Source organism: Corynebacterium freiburgense (genome assembly GCF_030408815.1).
In the GTDB taxonomy this organism is placed as follows: domain Bacteria; phylum Actinomycetota; class Actinomycetes; order Mycobacteriales; family Mycobacteriaceae; genus Corynebacterium; species Corynebacterium freiburgense.
In genome coordinates this window covers 786,257-801,994 of sequence record NZ_CP047355.1, presented here as the reverse complement: position 1 = coordinate 801,994, position 15,738 = coordinate 786,257, and the positions used below count along the sequence as shown (strand labels likewise).

Here is a 15,738-nt window from a genome sequence, read left to right as displayed (position 1 = left end):
TTGGTTTCCTGGGGTGTTTGAGCCGGCTTCCCGAGCTTTTTGAGCCGCTTTCCCTGCAGTTTGAGCTGTTCCAGCCGCTTTCCCTGCGGTTTGATAGGCTAGCCCTATTGAACTAGTGATGTTTTCATACTGAGTGTCGCAGATTCCATAAAATCGCCTGAAAAAATGGAATTCGTGACAGCAACCAACATTGCACACAAGCGTTGACCTGGGGTTTGTCGCAGATTCCATTAAAACAGCGAAAAAAATGGAATTCGTGACAGGTTCCCTACCTATCGTGTCGCAGATTCCATAAAAACAGCCGAAAAAATGGAATCTGTGACAACACGCCCAACCAGCACCCAAAAAGGCCGTTCAGCGCCCACCCTGCCATTGGGGGTAATTTAGGGCGCGAAGCAATCTTTGACGCATCCAAGTATCTATTTGTTTTCCGCCCCCACAATCACAGAAGCACAAATATTTAACTACGCCACAAATTAATAGCGCACTTCATATTAGGAGAGCATTTTTGTCTCGACCATTTGTTCCATTCCCCAATATATAATTACGCAATTTAGTTACCCGCAATCCAATTGTGCGCATTTGGATTACACTCTTGATATATAATCGTTGAAACTCCAACAAGTTTGTTCAATGACGATAATTCGCATATGTGATAATTCCGGCCATTAAAACACACATGCTAGACTAAGGAAACCCAAATAAAGCCACGAAAACCAGTTAAGGCAAGTCTGCAATGTCTGAATCAAAATTTCGAACTGTAGAGAAATTAACAAGTAAACCTGCCCGGGAAACTGTTATTGACCTTCCGGAAAATGGTGCCCTTGCCACATACTCCTCAACTGTCGAAGTTTCCTCTTCTAGCAGCGAATATGGCCAAGATTGTGAACCCAATCAGAGCACGCACCATATTACCGGGGCATCGCGCGAGCCAGCCATTGGTTCGATGGCCGCATTCCAAACAATGTCATCGTTTTACCGCAATGAAAAAGGCAAGCAGCGCGGAACTACATTACTCCAAGCTCTTTTATTCTGCGCAACTTTTTTCATATTCTCGGCAAATTTCCAAACCCTTGGAATGTTTTTTGGAGGAGCCGAGCCAAATCCTCCGTTTGCAATAACAATCACTATTTTAGCCTTGTTTATTGCCATATCCGCATACCTAAAATCAACGGCTACGCGCGCGGAGTCGAAAATAAAAACTACACTGGGTAAACTGCGCCCAAATAATCAATATACAGCGCGCCCCGAGCATCCAGAACACTATGTGAAGAATGCGGCGCAGTATATTGTGACATTTAGCAAAATTGACTCCACATTGAAATTATTGCAGCACAGCTTAATCTATGTATTAACTGTACTTGCCGCAATCTGGACAGTTTTTGCTATTCATATTTCAGTAAGTCGCTTTGAGTCTATTGCCTTTGCAATTACATGTTTACTTGTTGCCGGCATTATTCAAATTATTTTGCGGATGGACTTCTTCGGCTATGACGAGGACGTAAAGAAGCTTCTTCGCACTATTGAAAATGATTCAAAATACTCTGCGGTGCTTCACTGGGCGCGTATCCCTGCCGAAGACCAAGAACAACGCAAAGTAGTGCAAATTTCCCATGCGGAATTTGAAGAACTTCCACCCGCTATTTCATTGAATCTTTTGCGCCTCATCCTTATGTATGGCCTTGCAGCGTTTTTTACCGGCCTGCTTAATATGGTGTTTGCAGAACGATTCTTGAGCAAACCAATTTCGGATGTCTTTACATTGACAGTGATTACTTCTGTTCTTTCGCTGCCGATCATTGTGTCCAGCTATAAACGGCTTCGCTTCCCCCTTGAATTACGGAAACGTTATCTACTACACCAACGCCTACTGCTTATTATCGTTCTCGTTGGCGCATTTATGGTGTTTGCTTCTCCGGTATTTGCAATGTCTGAGGTTCTTGCCAATCAGTACGGTGTAGAACCACCTATTGGGCTCATGCTTGCACAGGTTGGGATCACTGCAATCATTCCATTTTGCCTTGCTGTTTTGGAAAGCACACGGTTTGCCCATGCAGCAAATAAAATCCTCCGCGGAACTCTTACACCGTATACATCGCTAGTGACTTTGCCATGGCGAGCCGACCGCCCAATCCGGCTAAGTACCATTCCTCGAGGCTTTGCTCAAGATATTCTGGATATTAAAAAGCAGCTCAGCGCGCATATCGTGGATAAAGAAGCGACAATGCGCCCACTGATTACCTAGCGGTAGATACGAGCACTGGGGTTGGAATTTCTTCCAACCCCAGTTGTTCTACCCGACTGTTATTCCTCCTTGGGCCTATAGAATACCGCCTTGAGAAGAAACAATCGCTTTCCCAAAGGGGAAGCACGTTACTGGAATCATTTTAATATTGGCTATAGCCAAGGGAATACCAATAATTGTTAATGCTTGAGCAAAAGCGGTGGCAATGTGCCCCATAGCTAACCAAATTCCCGCCACTACGAACCAAATAACATTGGAGATGCCTGCAAGCGGTTTGGTACCGGGCGTCGATACTACTTCCCTACCGAATGGCCACAGTGCATAATTTGCCATCCGAAATGATGCAACTCCAGCAGGAATAGTTACAATAAAAATACAGGAAAACAGACCGAATATAATGTAGCCTGCGGCAAGCCAAATTCCTCCGGTAATTAACCAAAGGATATTTAAAATAAGTCGCATATTCCCTCTTGCCTTTCTGGTTAGGTTTTCACCTTTACATTACGCCGGGCAAACAACACGAACTTTTACTTTGGCTGGCAATTCGGTGTCATTATCACCTTTGTGCACACCTTCGCCCTCGATATTCCACGTTTCACCTTCACGAATAACCATTGCCTGCGCCTGGAAACGCTCATCGATCTTAACGTCAAGCGTAGTTGTCTTAATTTCTAAATTTGTTAGAGAAGGCATCCCATCAGGATCGCTGATATGCGCATCGATTTCCGCGTGATTTTCAATGCCGCCCTCAATCTTGAGACCTTGTGGCGGATCAACATAGTCACTGATACATACCACCGGCGTAAATTGTTCCTCAATTACTTTGCCATCAACTTCAACTTTCACCTCTCCAGGGGCAGTTTCATTCATTACTGAAGTTGGTGAAGTTTCCGAGCCTTTATCCACCGCTGGTGTTGAAGATGTTGAGCTTGTAGAAATTGCAGACGCAGATTCAACACCAGACTGTGCTTGACCAAATTCAGGCTCACCGTTATCACAGGCCACTAAACCACACACCACCACTGGCACCATTGAAAAAATCGCGATTTTCTTCATACTTCTACCTCCTGCTTAGTAACTCTCGAGCCCCAGAGTACTCACCTTGGGCGACCCCAGCTATAGCAAAACTGAATAGTATAAAGTGTTACGAGTGCTTCAACGGCGAACTTCAGGTTTAAATAACCCTAAATTTATTGCGCTCCTTGCAATTATTTTGACGGCGCTTAATTTAAGAGCTGCTGTAACTGCGCTTCCACCACTTATTCCCCGCATCCAAGAAGCGCTAGGTATTTCTGCCACGTCTATTGGCATCCTCGGTATGATCCCCACTGCAATGTTCGCCATGAGTGCATTTACGACGCCCTGGCTCCTCCGCAAGCACTCACTCCATGCCGTGCTTATATCGGCCATGGTCCTTACTGCAAGCGGCCAAATCTTACGTGTCCTGGGGCCCTCATTCCCCATGCTTATTACTGGCAGTATTATCACATTGTTCGCCATTGGTGCGACGAACGCCCTAATCCCTATAGCCATTCGAGTACATTTTCCATTACGTATTTCCGGGCTTTCCACCACATATATGTTCGCAATGCAGGTTGGAATGTCTACCGCACCACTGTTTGCCGAACCTATCGCCGCCGCCACTAGTTGGCAGTTCTCCTTGGCTTCCTGGGCATTCCTCGCCATCCTCGGCGCCCTGGCATGGTTACCACTATTCCACGCCAGCTCTCGCACCTCACCTACTCCCAACACCAAGCGCCAAAAACTCGCCGTATGGCGGACTCCAGTCGGGCTTGGAATGGCCATCATGTTCGGCTGCACCAGCCTGGTCACATATTCATTAATGATGTTTATCCCCCGCATCTACGTCGATGCCGGCGCAGACCTGCAATTCGGCGCCACAATGCTCGCTTGGTGGTCCGCCCTAGGATTACTCCTGGCATTTGTGGGACCTTGGGTCGTCGCACGTTTTAACGATCCCTTCCCAATTGTCCTGGTATTTATCGCGCTGTTCCTTATTGGCAATGCTGGCATGGCCTGGGATGCTATGTCCGCACCCTGGCTTTGGATCACCCTTTCCGCACTAGGCCCTTGCAGCTTCCCCATTGCCCTTACCCTTATTAATCTCCGCGCCAAAACTATCGACGGCGCGACCGCACTGTCTGCATTTGGGCAAGGCGCTGGCTACACCACGGCCTGTATCGGCCCTCTAGGATTCGGTCTTTTATACGACTACACCGGCGACTGGTTCGGACCCACAATATTTACCTCTACCAGCTTGCTTTTTGTCGCACTAGGTAGCTGGTTTGCCACTCGAAACATCCATGTAGAAGATCAACTACCGCATGTTATTTCGAAAGCTACTGAGCGAACATCGGTTTTGGCTGGCAATTCGGACACCACCAGATAATTCGCTCCAATTCATCGATCTCGCCACCCAAATCGGGCCCGCCCAACGAACCTTGAGCAATAAGGGCCCCACACCGGCGACATGGGCGTCGAAACCTTCTAAACACATATGCGTTCGAACCGTGTTTACGTATGCCGGTGCTCGTACGTATTGGCGATTTTCGGTTTGCCCACATTAACTTTCGTGTCACCTCAAGCACATGGTCTAAATCCACCTGCGATACCGGAGTCGCCGGATGCACCCCACACAAAAAACAAATTTCCATTCGATATTCATTCCCCACACCAGCAAGATTCCGCTGATCCAGCAGTGCTGTACCGATCGGCCGCATAGGCTTTTCCGCTATACGACGCCGCGCTTCCACAGCGTCCCAATGCTCTGCAAGCACATCCGGACCAAGGTGCGCAATACGGTCGTGGTACTGCGAAAAATCAAACACACGTACAAACCCAAGCTCGAACCCCACGAGTTCGATGCCGTGATCGAATTGCAATACCACTCGCGCCTTAAATCCAGGCTTACGCCAGCGCTCCCCAATCCGATGCACCGACCACGACCCCTCCATTTTCAAATGCGTGTGCAAAACAGTTTGATCGAATCGCATAAACAAATGCTTGCCATACGGCCAAACCCTTTCCAATTGCAAGCCATTAAAAGATACGTTTGCATACTGCGGCACCCTGAACTGGGTTCGCTCAACCGTTTTATTGACAAGTGGCTGCAAGCGCTCGGAAAGCTGCAATACGGAATCACCTTCAGGCATACAGCCCATCTTAGGCCGCACAACTTAACACCAGTGGGGGTAACTAAATAGCCGAACCCACCCCCGTCAGTGTACTTTTATCTGTGCCTAGTATCACTATTTTTATTTTTAGCGGCGTTCAGAGCTCAAGGGTTACTTTTTCATTCAAACTAAGAAAAACTCATTTTATAGCAGGTTTTCAGCACATATAGCACCTATACTATTAGGCACTGTAGCGCTTTGAATTCAAGGCGAACAATATATTAGCCCACCATAGAAAAATGTTGTTTCCCCAGGTCAAAACATCGCAACGGGGGTAGCGTCTCTATAGTGCAAAATATGTCTTGACCTGCGATAACCCTTGTTTTAGCAGGTGTTCCCCCATATACTGGGAGTTACATCAACAAGTTCGGGCGGGAGGTGAACACAATGACGGCGCAAATAGCACCCTTCTATGAAATTCACGCCAGCGATAATCCGCTTGGCTTAGATTCAGTTGAAGAAAATAAATTTATGCTGCGGCGGTTTCTTCGCCTAGCCAAAGATATTGATATTGCCGCCGATGAATTCAACTCCCTGGCCACAAAACTTTCCGCCCGCCTAGGAACATGGCGCGAAGGAAAAGTAAAGAATATCCTTGCCGCCTGCCACCGTCTCCACACACAACTCCCCCAATTTCGGGACCACGCCTTGAAATTCGGTCATATTGACTATGCCATGTTGACCGCAATCGACCATATTTTAGTGGAGATCCCGGACAATCCAGAACCAGAATTCCTCGCGGCCCTAGACACCCATCTGGTTAAGCTTTTCACCCCAACCACCACGCATGAAGCCCTGCCCACCATTGGGTTTATTCGTCGTCGGGTCAAGCGCTTTTTACGCACCCACCAGGTAACGGTCCACGACGCCCACAAAGAACCACAACACTGGCTTATATTTGCACCACACTCCACCGCTGGCACCACACTGCTTACCGCCGAACTCGACAGTATCGACGCCCTCACAATCGCCGACCACATTCATACTTTCGCCCGTAAACATCACTGCAGCGAAGCAGATGCACTTGTCCGCATCATAAATGGCGAACAACATCAATGCAGCCGACGTCATATCACTTTTGGCATTGGCAAATTCCAGCCACACCAACAACTCATCACCGAACACCTCCACGGCGCCGAAGACCTTACACCAACCCAACAAGCCATCCTGGCTAAACAACCCACCGAATACAAAGACGCCACAAACATCGCAACACTACGCCAAGCACACCACGACCCAACCCTAGATTTACGCCTCCTGGTCATACTCCGCGACGGCACGTGCCGCTTCCCCGGCTGCAATACTGACGCCGCAACCTGTGACATCGACCACGTAATCAACTTCGAAGCGGGCGGATGGACCACACTCTCCAACCTCCAATGCCTATGCCGCCACCATCACAATGCCAAAACTGACCGACGTATCCAGGCAACAATGAACACTCAAGGACACGTCACCTGGTATCACGCAGATGGCACGCTCATCGCAACTACAACACCCCAAGGACTCCTACCAAATATCACCGGCACCCAACAAGGAATAGACACAAGACATTCCAAAAAATCACCGGCACATGACAACACAAACCAACCAATACGAAACGGCCTGGGCAGATGGGGATCAACCCTGCGTCAGCAAATCCAACGAGCCCGAAAACATCGAGCCCGAAGACCCAAACCAAAAAACCCAATAACCCTACAACCATCCACAGAACACGAACTCAACCCGCCGTTCTAAAAACGAACGCCCTGCGGGCTGATTCGCGCACCCAACTCCCGAAACTGCAAAAGATACGGCGAAACCAACACCCCCTCACCATTCACTTTTGCAATAACATCCCCAGAAACAGCCAACGCAGCAGCAATATGTCCAAGGTCATCCTCGGAAATAATCGTCAAGTTCTTACCACCCCGAGTAAGGAAACCCACCAAACGACCATCAGCCAAAATAACACGCGCACCCGCAGCACGACTCAAATTCGACACCGGCCACGGCAACGCAGCGCCATACGGATTCGCAGGATCAGCAGCAGCAATCACGTGTACTTTCGGCTCAGCACTAACGCGGTCCTCCCAGCCACGCAAGCGGTCAACCACCGCAGAAGTAGAAAACTGAGAAGCCCCAAGACCATCCACAAGATATCCACGAATCGCCCGGCCACGCTCCTCGAATGTACTTAATACGCGATACGCCAGCGCGAAACCACCGACCAAGTTTTCATTAACGACGCTCCCACGGGTAACTACCCCATAGCGCCCCAACCAAATATCAGCCAATGCTTTACCACGAGCAGTCGGTTCCATTGAGGATCGAGATACCGAAGACCATCGCCCGACCAATGCAGGCGGAACCTGTACACGCGTGCGAGAGGGTCGTCGAGAAGCACGATGAGCAACACGGCCACCAGAACCAAGGTAGGCGCGTACCGCCTGGAACCCATCAGGAGCGATTAAGCCCGCCTCGAACAAGGAAAACATGGCGGTTTGAAGATCCCCCGGAGAAGCCTGAACATAGGATCGAATTTCGGGATAGAGGTAAGCGCCACCATTCGAAAGGAAATCCACTATTTTTTGTTCCAATGGACCAAGCTCAGGTAAATCATCGAGAGGTTCGAGGAATGGTGCGGCGTCGTCCGCAGGTAGGAGCATAATCCAAGGGTCTCGAGTACCAGCCTTGCCAGCACCAACCACAAAAACTTCGCCATTGATCGTTAGTTCGTCAAGCCACGCGGGATTGTAGTTTGCCACCCGAGACGGAAGTACCAGCGATTCCCACGCGCTAGCTGGAAGCCTTATACCGGCTAATTGTTCGATTGCAGAATAGACACCATCAATGCCAGACAATGTGGGGGTATCCCCCAATGGTGCAACCTGCTGCCAATCCAGGAGGAAACGAGCAAACGCCTCATGAGACACCGGAGACACTGCCGCACGAGCTGCATTCAAACTCCGCAATCGTAGCCGCCGCAGCACCTTGGGATCGCAAAATTGTTCGTCTGACGATGTGTAGTGGCCAGGTAATACATCCAAGGTTTGCAACACACTGTGTGCCATCGCAATCGGAATGCCAAACGCTCCAGCCAACGCCTCCAAAGTAAAAGGCAAATTCGTGCGAATCCATCGACCGAGCAATTGTTCTAAAGCATCGGTGATTATGGTGTTTGAAGCCGCCACCCCAGCTGGCACCGGAATCCCCAAACCATCCCGGAGGAGCGCGGCGTCGTGAACCAATGCAATATGTTCAATACCGGCTATGCGCACCCGCATTATCTGATGGGTTAGTGATCGTACGGCATCTGGATATGAGGTGTATAGATCCAGTTCAGAAACCGGAAGTGGGCCCAGGATTCGGAGCGTATCCTCAAGTTCAGCGGGCGTGCGGGCATAATGATGCCTGCGAAGTTCCGCTTCCACTGCCGCAATTGCATCAAGGTCTAGTAAATCCCTAAGCTCAATATTGCCCAATAATTTCGCCATTAAAGACGGATCAAGTGCCAACGCCGCCGCACGTTTTTCTGCAAGTGGAGTGTCGCCTTCATACATAAAAGCGCCCGTGTAATGGAACAATAACGAAGACGCAAATGGGCTTGGTTGATCCACCGTAACTTCAACGATTCGAACCCGGCGCGCCGCAATATCATGCAAAAGTGATAGGAAAGCAGGCAGGTCATACACATCCTGCAAGCACTCGCGAATAGTTTCTAAAATAATCGGAAAGTTTGGGTATTTCCGCGCCACCTCCAATAATTGCGACGCCCGCTGTCGCTGCTGCCAAAGCGGAGAGCGCTGGCCAGGCTTTTTCCTGGGCATTAATAATGCACGTGCGGCACATTCGCGGAACCGTGAAGCAAAAAGGGCAGAATTGCTCACTTCCCGGGGCACAATGTCTTCCGCTTCATGAGGATCAATTTGGAATATCCCCGCACCTGGATCAATATCGGAGTCTGGGACGCGCAGAATGATTCCATCATCGCCCGCGACTATCTGGGCGTCGAAATCAAATTTAGTGCCAATGACTAATGCCCAAGCAGCATTAACTGGTCGGCCATATGGGGAATGCAGGATCACCCGCCAATCGCCAAGCTCATCGCGGAAACGCTCAACCAAGAGGGTTCGTTCATCAGGAATAATGCCGGTAGATTCACGCTGCTCATCTAGGTACTGTTTAATACTTGCTTGTGCGAATTCCCCGAGGTCAGCGCTGTACTTTGGATTACGCCGAAAAGCCCCAATAGCTTTACCAAGTTCGGCGGGCCGACCCTGCTGATCTCCAAGCCAGAATGGTAACCGCCCAGTATGGCCCGGCGCAGGAGTAACAAGGACCTGATCACGGGTGATTTCCGCGACCTGCCAGCTGGAAGCTCCAAGGGTAAAAATATCTCCAACGCGGGTTTCATAAACCATTTCTTCGTCGAGTTCGCCTACTCTCCGGGCTCCCTCATCACCGCCAAGGAGAAACACACCAAATAGTCCGCGATCTGGGATGGTTCCACCATTGGTCACTGCTACACGTTGCGCACCTGGGCGTGCTCGTAAGGTTCCACTAATGCGGTCAAAATCCACACGGGGACGAAGTTCAGCAAATTCAGTGCTTGGGTACGAACCACTTACCAAGTCGATTACAGTATCGAATGCTTCACGGGGTAATTCGCGGTATGGGTAAGATTTTCGCACCGTAGCGAACCAATCATCGACATTGAGTTCGGTCATTGCGGCAGCCGCTACAGTTTGCTGAGCCAATACATCCAAGGGGTTGCTAGGTATGGAAAGTTCTTCAATACTCCCATTACGCATCTGCTGCACTACTACTGCACTTTGTACAAGGTCCGCATTGTGCGTTGGATAGATTCTGCCTATCGACGTCGCACCCACAGCGTGTCCGGCACGCCCAACGCGCTGCAAACCTGCGGCTACACTCGGTGGGGATTCCACTTGAATAACCAGATCCACAGCACCCATATCAATACCTAATTCCAGGGAAGATGTGGCTACTACACACCGGATTTCGCCGGCTTTTAGGAGCTGCTCAGTAAGGGCTCGTTCGTCTTTACTTACGGAACCATGGTGAGCCCGCGCAATTTCGGATTCATCGATTTCATTTAAACGCGCGGTCAAGCGTTCTGCGGCCCTTCGGGAATTTACAAATAATAATGTCGATCGTGCCGACATAACTTGGGCATAGATATCTTCTTCGAATTGTTCCCCATAGTGCACATGCAGGTTCCAGAGTTTTTCAGCCGGCGGCGCAATAATGGATGTGTTCGGACCTAGGAAATCCGCAACGCGTTCAAGTGGTCGAACTGTGGCAGAAAGCCCAATGCGTTGAAATGTGGTCATTGTGGCTAGTCGTTCCAGGCTTAATGCAAGATGCGTACCGCGTTTCGTCCCGGCAAGTGCGTGTATTTCGTCGATAATTACGGTTTCCACTTCACTTAGAATCGCGGCAGCTTTTGAAGTGAGCATGAGATAGAGCGATTCCGGGGTAGTAATAAGGATGTCTGGGGGGTTGCGTACAAGGCGACTTCGTTCCGCTGAAGTGGTATCTCCTGATCGCACACCCACCGTAATATCGGGTACGGGTAAGCCTAGGCGTTCCGCGGTCATGGCGATACCGTGTAGTGGTGCCCGAAGATTGGTTTCCACATCCACACCAAGGGCTTTAAGCGGGGAGATATAGAGGACTTTTACCTTGGAGCGCGGGGCGTCGACAAGCGAATTAAGGGACCATAAAAACGCCGCAAGAGTTTTACCAGAGCCGGTGGGTGCAACCACTAACGCATTGCGGCCTTGGCTAATGTGTTCCCATGCTTCGGCCTGCACACGGGTGGGTTGTGCGAACACATTGCGGAACCATTCGGCCACCTGCGGACAAAAACGCTCCAAAATAACCTCTGGCATGCCTACCATCCAACCAGAAGGCTAGACTAAAACACATGACTGCACACTTTGAAGACGCGAACCTGACCCGACGACTCGCACAAGGTACTGGTGAAATCCTTAAGGGCGTGCGCAATGTCGGTCTACTTCGCAGCACACACCTCGGTGATGCTGGTGATGAACTCGCACAGAACTGGATTGCTCGAGTATTGGCCCAACACCGTCCGGACGATGGTTTCCTCTCCGAAGAAGCAGCTGATAACCCAGCCCGTCTTGAAAAAGATCGCGTATGGATTATCGATCCCCTGGACGGCACCAAAGAATTTGCCACTGGCCGCCAAGACTGGGCCGTACACATTGCGCTTATTGAACACGGCACCCCAATCCATGCCGCTGTTGGGCTCCCTGACCTTGGTGTTGTGTTCCATTCTTCCGACGCGAAGGCTGTGATGGGACCACTAGCGCGGAAAATCATGATTTCCCATAACCGCCCACCAAAGGTTGCAAACCACATTGCAGAAAAGCTTGGATTTGAAACTGTGTCCATGGGTTCAGCGGGCGCTAAAGCAATGCATGTTCTGCTTGGTGATGCCGACGCTTATGTGCACGCCGGTGGCCAATATGAATGGGATTCTGCAGCTCCCGTTGGGGTGTGCCGGGCCGCTGGATTGCACTGTTCGCGTCTCGACGGCAGCGAAATCACCTATAATAATAAAGACACCTACCTGCCCGACGTGCTGATTTGCCGTCCGGAACTCGCCGAGGAAATCCTTAGCATTGCCGCCGATTTCCATGCAGCCAACGGCAGCTACTAGAACACACCATGAACGCGGAACAGCAAATCATTGAGATTCTTGCATGTCTCCGCGTTCCTGCCGAGATGCGGGCACCACAGCGCGAACGCATTCTACAAACCGATGGCATTGCCGCCTTATGTTCCGCGCTTAACGACGCCGACCTCGCCGCCGCCCGGAAGGAAGCACAACGTAATCTACTCCAATGGCAGGCAAATGGGTATTCGATAGTTCCAATTGTTGCAGCCGAGTATCCGAAACTGCTTTTGGATTTATTAAAGCCACCCCCACTGTTATTTATTGAAGGCAAAGCATTTCCCTACGGGCCGATTGTAAGCATTGTGGGAGCGAAAAACCCTTCGCCGCTGGACATTCAAGCCGCAAAAGACATTACAAAACTCCTAGCTCAAGATGGCATCCCCATTGTTTCTGGATTCACCACAGACACTGATCTGGCAGTCCACCGAGCTACGCTTGACGCCAAGGGCCACCCAATCGCCATTATGCCATCTGGTCTCGATGACTGGTCACCAAAGAAAAACGCCGGATTGCGGCGCCGTATCCAACGCAATGGGACCATCTGCTCACGCTTTTATCCAGACCAAGAAAAAACCGAACACACCTATGGAATGCCTGAAATTGTCGCAGCCGGTATAAGTAGTACCACCATTATTATTAATTGCGATGAATATTCCAGTGTTCGTGTTCAAGCCCGCGCCGCCCGAGAACATTCCCGCGGACTCATCCTTACACCTGGAGTAGCCCGCAACACCACATGGGGACGGTTGCTAGCCCAACACAATCTAGTATCTATAGCCGAAAATCCTCGACATGCAGCAGAACTCGCACAAACATTATGCAAGCAAACACCACGATAATTTCCGAAATCTATACACAACTACCGCAATACGGGAATGCCGATTTCGCCCAAAGCCAACAAAAATATCTTAAATGTTCTGAACCACTGCTGGGGCTTCGAGTACCCGAACAACGAAACCTTATTCGCCGCATAGTACAGACACACGCTCCCGCCGGACTGTCCCTTGCTGAACTTCTCGCAACCGCCCGTAAACTTTGGGATGGCGCCACACACCGCGAATATCGTCGCAGTGCCTTAATGCTTTTGCTCCTTCCTAAACATGCCAAGCTTCTCGACGCCACCGCTATGCCAACAATCGAGCACTTTATTCGCACTGCAGCCTGGTGGGACCTTGTTGATGAATGCGTCCACACCCATAACTACATTCGACAAAACTCTCATAAAGAATTCGAGCGAATGATTCAGTGGGCTCAAGATCCGGATATTTGGATTCGTCGCTACGCCATACTCTGCCAGCTTCAGGCAAAAGAAAACACCGACACTGACCTATTAAGCGGAGTGATCGTCCCCAACCTGCAGGAAACCGAATTTTTTATTGCGAAAGCAATAGGCTGGGCCTTGCGTGACTATGCCCGCACAAATCCTCAGTGGGTGCGGGCATTCCTTGCTCAACATCCCGAAATCCAACCACTCTCCCGCCGGGAAGCAACGAAACATCTCAATGCAACGACGGAAGAGTAGCGTTATGAATTAGGCAAGGGTCACTGTACAGACAATGTCATTGGTAGGTTGAAGCGCTAATGAAGAAACCTGCTTTTTATTGGTAGCAACCACTGGGGTGATCAAACTACATCCGTGGTCTGTAAGCACGGTGGCGTCGACACGCAGTATCACATCACCTGCAGAGACCGTATCACCGCGGGCTACCATGCTGGTAAAACCTTGACCTTGAAGGGATACGGTATCCAATCCAACATGCACAAGCAGTTCCAACCCTTGTTCGGTTTTCATTGCAAAGGCATGCAAGGTGGGAAAGATCGATACAATTGTGCCATTCGCAGGAGCACACACCTGGAAAATACCCGTCGTGGTTTCCGGCACCACTGCAAAACCCTCACCCACAATACCTTGGGAAAATACCGGGTCAGGAACATCCGTAATCGGAACGACCTGGCCTGCGCAAGGGCGTTGCAAATGTACTTTCTTCTTTCCAAAACCAAACATGAGACAAACTTCCTTTTAAATTGTTTGCTCAATGTCTGATTTACCGAGCTGGCGGGCTGCTTCATCAAACACAAATTGAACACTTGGGCCAATGACTACCTGCACGCTCTTTTGAGAAGGACGGATCACTCCAGCAACACCAGCTTTTTTGATTTTCGATTCGCTGACTTTTACATAATCATGGATGGTCACGCGTAAACGAGTTGCACAGTAGTCCAGCGTATCAACATTATCTTTACCACCTAGGCCTTCAATAATCGTGCGTGCCACCTCGGCCATATCCGCGTCTCCGGATAATTCGGCGCCCGCATCTGTCTCATCTTCATCCTCTCGACCAAGGGTTTTAAGGTTGAGTTTGTCAATAAGGAAATAGAAGATTCCGAAGTACACGCCAAAGTACACAACGCCAAGTACCAATAGCATCCACCATTGCTGTGCCAATGGGTTTTGCGAAGAAAGGACCATATCAATAACACCAGCGGAGAACCCAAAGCCCGCGGTCCATTCCATTGATGCCGCAATAAACAGTGAAATACCAGTGAGCAATGCATGCACCACATACAACAATGGGGCAACAAACATAAACGAGAATTCCAAAGGCTCAGTAACACCCGTCAGGAATGAAGATAGCGCGCCTGCCAACATAAGCGAACCGACAACTTTCCTGCGAGAAGGCTTCGCGCGAAGATACATTGCCAAGGCAGCGCCTGGAAGACCAAACATCATCACAGGGAAGAAGCCACCTTGGTAGCGCCCAACAACACCTTCCACCGTGCACTTTCCATCAGCCCAAATGCCAGGACAATCAGCAGCACTTGTAGCAGCGGCAGCAGCGGAAATAGTCTTGCCACCCTCTAAGAATTTGCCAATATCATTAATGCCCAAAACATCAAACCAGAAAATTGAATTCAATGCGTGGTGTAAACCAGTAGGAATTAATAACCGGTTAGCCACACCATAAATACCTGCGCCAAGCGCACCCATACCCTGAATCCATTGGCCGAAGGTGAAAAGATAGTAATAGAGGAATGGCCACACAAAATACAGCACACCAGCAAGAACAATGGACAATAATGCCGTCATAATTGGTACCAACCGACGCCCAGAGAAAAATGCCAAGGCATCCGGCAGGCGCGTTGTATGGAACTTGTTATATGCCCAAGCTGCTAATAAACCGGTAGCAATACCAATAAGCACGTTTTTATCGCCGACAGCGGCCCAACCTTGCGACGCCCACTCAATCGCCGCATCACCTTCAAGGTTTTCATAATCCACCCCCTGATAACCTGCCACTGCCTTTGGGCCAATCAATGCGGTTACTGTGCTAAACCCGATAAATCCCGAAAGCGCAGCGGCACCATTGGAATCTTTTGCTAACCCGAATGCGATTGCAATAGCAAAAATAACACCAAGATGGTCAAGTACTGCCGCACCAGAACTAATCAATATCGAAGCAAAAAGATTGCCACTACCCCAGCCTTCAGGATCAAGCTGATAACCAATACCCATTAAAAGTGCTGCAACAGGCAGTACCGCAACAACGCCCATCAGCGCTTTACCTAGCCGCTGCAGGCTCGTCATTACT

At 49.8% G+C, this 15,738-nt stretch carries 10 protein-coding genes and 1 pseudogene; 6 read left to right on the top strand and 5 right to left on the bottom strand.

Features of this window, described 5'->3' with window-relative positions; all coding sequences use genetic code 11:
- Window positions 1-736 precede the first annotated feature (736 nt).
- Window positions 737-2,245, top strand: a complete 1,509-nt coding sequence (locus tag CFREI_RS03660; RefSeq protein WP_027013127.1) for a hypothetical protein — start codon at window positions 737-739, stop codon at window positions 2,243-2,245.
- 75 nt (window positions 2,246-2,320) lie between these two features.
- Here the strand turns inward: CFREI_RS03660 and CFREI_RS03655 are convergent, their stop codons facing one another.
- Together CFREI_RS03655 and CFREI_RS03650 are read right to left on the bottom strand one after the other, a co-directional pair.
- Window positions 2,321-2,707, bottom strand: coding sequence for a YccF domain-containing protein (locus CFREI_RS03655; protein WP_027013126.1), 387 nt, complete (start codon window positions 2,705-2,707; stop codon window positions 2,321-2,323).
- A 39-nt stretch (window positions 2,708-2,746) separates the two neighbouring features.
- Entirely contained in the window at window positions 2,747-3,301 is a 555-nt protein-coding gene (locus CFREI_RS03650) for a lipoprotein LpqH (protein ID WP_027013125.1), read from the bottom strand.
- Window positions 3,302-3,395: 94 nt separating this feature from the next.
- Between CFREI_RS03650 and CFREI_RS03645 the strand changes: the two genes are divergently transcribed.
- On the top strand, window positions 3,396-4,655 hold the full coding sequence (locus CFREI_RS03645; protein ID WP_051256029.1) for an MFS transporter: 1,260 nt from the start codon (window positions 3,396-3,398) through the stop codon (window positions 4,653-4,655).
- Here CFREI_RS03645 and CFREI_RS03640 read toward each other — a convergent pair.
- Window positions 4,606-5,418: a DNA-formamidopyrimidine glycosylase family protein gene (locus CFREI_RS03640; RefSeq protein WP_027013124.1), complete on the bottom strand. Its 813-nt coding sequence runs from the start codon at window positions 5,416-5,418 to the stop codon at window positions 4,606-4,608. The two genes, CFREI_RS03645 and CFREI_RS03640, sit on opposite strands and share 50 nt — an antisense overlap.
- 408 nt (window positions 5,419-5,826) lie before the next feature.
- Here CFREI_RS03640 and CFREI_RS03635 point away from each other — a divergent pair, with 408 nt between their 5' ends.
- Window positions 5,827-7,176, top strand: a complete 1,350-nt coding sequence (locus CFREI_RS03635; RefSeq protein ID WP_027013123.1) for an HNH endonuclease signature motif containing protein — start codon at window positions 5,827-5,829, stop codon at window positions 7,174-7,176.
- Here CFREI_RS03635 and CFREI_RS03630 read toward each other — a convergent pair.
- Window positions 7,173-11,336 (bottom strand): DEAD/DEAH box helicase, encoded by a 4,164-nt coding sequence (locus CFREI_RS03630; protein ID WP_035112350.1) that lies wholly within the window; start codon window positions 11,334-11,336, stop codon window positions 7,173-7,175. The two genes, CFREI_RS03635 and CFREI_RS03630, sit on opposite strands and share 4 nt — an antisense overlap.
- A 35-nt stretch (window positions 11,337-11,371) precedes the next feature.
- On the opposite strand from CFREI_RS03630, the gene CFREI_RS03625 reads away from it, so the two are divergent.
- Genes CFREI_RS03625 through CFREI_RS03615 form a run of 3 tightly spaced genes read left to right on the top strand, consistent with a single transcriptional unit; the run spans window position 11,372 to window position 13,670 of the window.
- A complete protein-coding gene (locus tag CFREI_RS03625; RefSeq protein WP_027013122.1) occupies window positions 11,372-12,130 on the top strand; it encodes a 3'(2'),5'-bisphosphate nucleotidase CysQ in 759 nt (252 codons plus the stop codon).
- 8 nt (window positions 12,131-12,138) lie between these two features.
- Window positions 12,139-12,987 (top strand): DNA-processing protein DprA, encoded by an 849-nt coding sequence (locus CFREI_RS03620; protein ID WP_027013121.1) that lies wholly within the window; start codon window positions 12,139-12,141, stop codon window positions 12,985-12,987.
- Window positions 12,966-13,670 (top strand): DNA alkylation repair protein, encoded by a 705-nt coding sequence (locus CFREI_RS03615; protein WP_027013120.1) that lies wholly within the window; start codon window positions 12,966-12,968, stop codon window positions 13,668-13,670. Before CFREI_RS03620 ends, CFREI_RS03615 begins: the two co-directional genes overlap by 22 nt.
- A 9-nt stretch (window positions 13,671-13,679) precedes the next feature.
- Here the strand turns inward: CFREI_RS03615 and nagE are convergent.
- Window positions 13,680-15,734: pseudogene (gene nagE / locus CFREI_RS03610) on the bottom strand (N-acetylglucosamine-specific PTS transporter subunit IIBC).
- Window positions 15,735-15,738 lie beyond the last annotated feature (4 nt).

Coding starts and splice junctions, on each gene's coding strand:
- CFREI_RS03660 (WP_027013127.1), top strand. CDS start 737: ATGTCTGAATCAAAATTTCGAACTGTAGAGAAATTAACAAGTAAACCT.
- CFREI_RS03655 (WP_027013126.1), bottom strand. CDS start 2,707: ATGCGACTTATTTTAAATATCCTTTGGTTAATTACCGGAGGAATTTGG.
- CFREI_RS03650 (WP_027013125.1), bottom strand. CDS start 3,301: ATGAAGAAAATCGCGATTTTTTCAATGGTGCCAGTGGTGGTGTGTGGT.
- CFREI_RS03640 (WP_027013124.1), bottom strand. CDS start 5,418: ATGCCTGAAGGTGATTCCGTATTGCAGCTTTCCGAGCGCTTGCAGCCA.
- CFREI_RS03635 (WP_027013123.1), top strand. CDS start 5,827: ATGACGGCGCAAATAGCACCCTTCTATGAAATTCACGCCAGCGATAAT.
- CFREI_RS03630 (WP_035112350.1), bottom strand. CDS start 11,336: ATGCCAGAGGTTATTTTGGAGCGTTTTTGTCCGCAGGTGGCCGAATGG.
- CFREI_RS03625 (WP_027013122.1), top strand. CDS start 11,372: ATGACTGCACACTTTGAAGACGCGAACCTGACCCGACGACTCGCACAA.
- CFREI_RS03620 (WP_027013121.1), top strand. CDS start 12,139: ATGAACGCGGAACAGCAAATCATTGAGATTCTTGCATGTCTCCGCGTT.
- CFREI_RS03615 (WP_027013120.1), top strand. CDS start 12,966: ATGCAAGCAAACACCACGATAATTTCCGAAATCTATACACAACTACCG.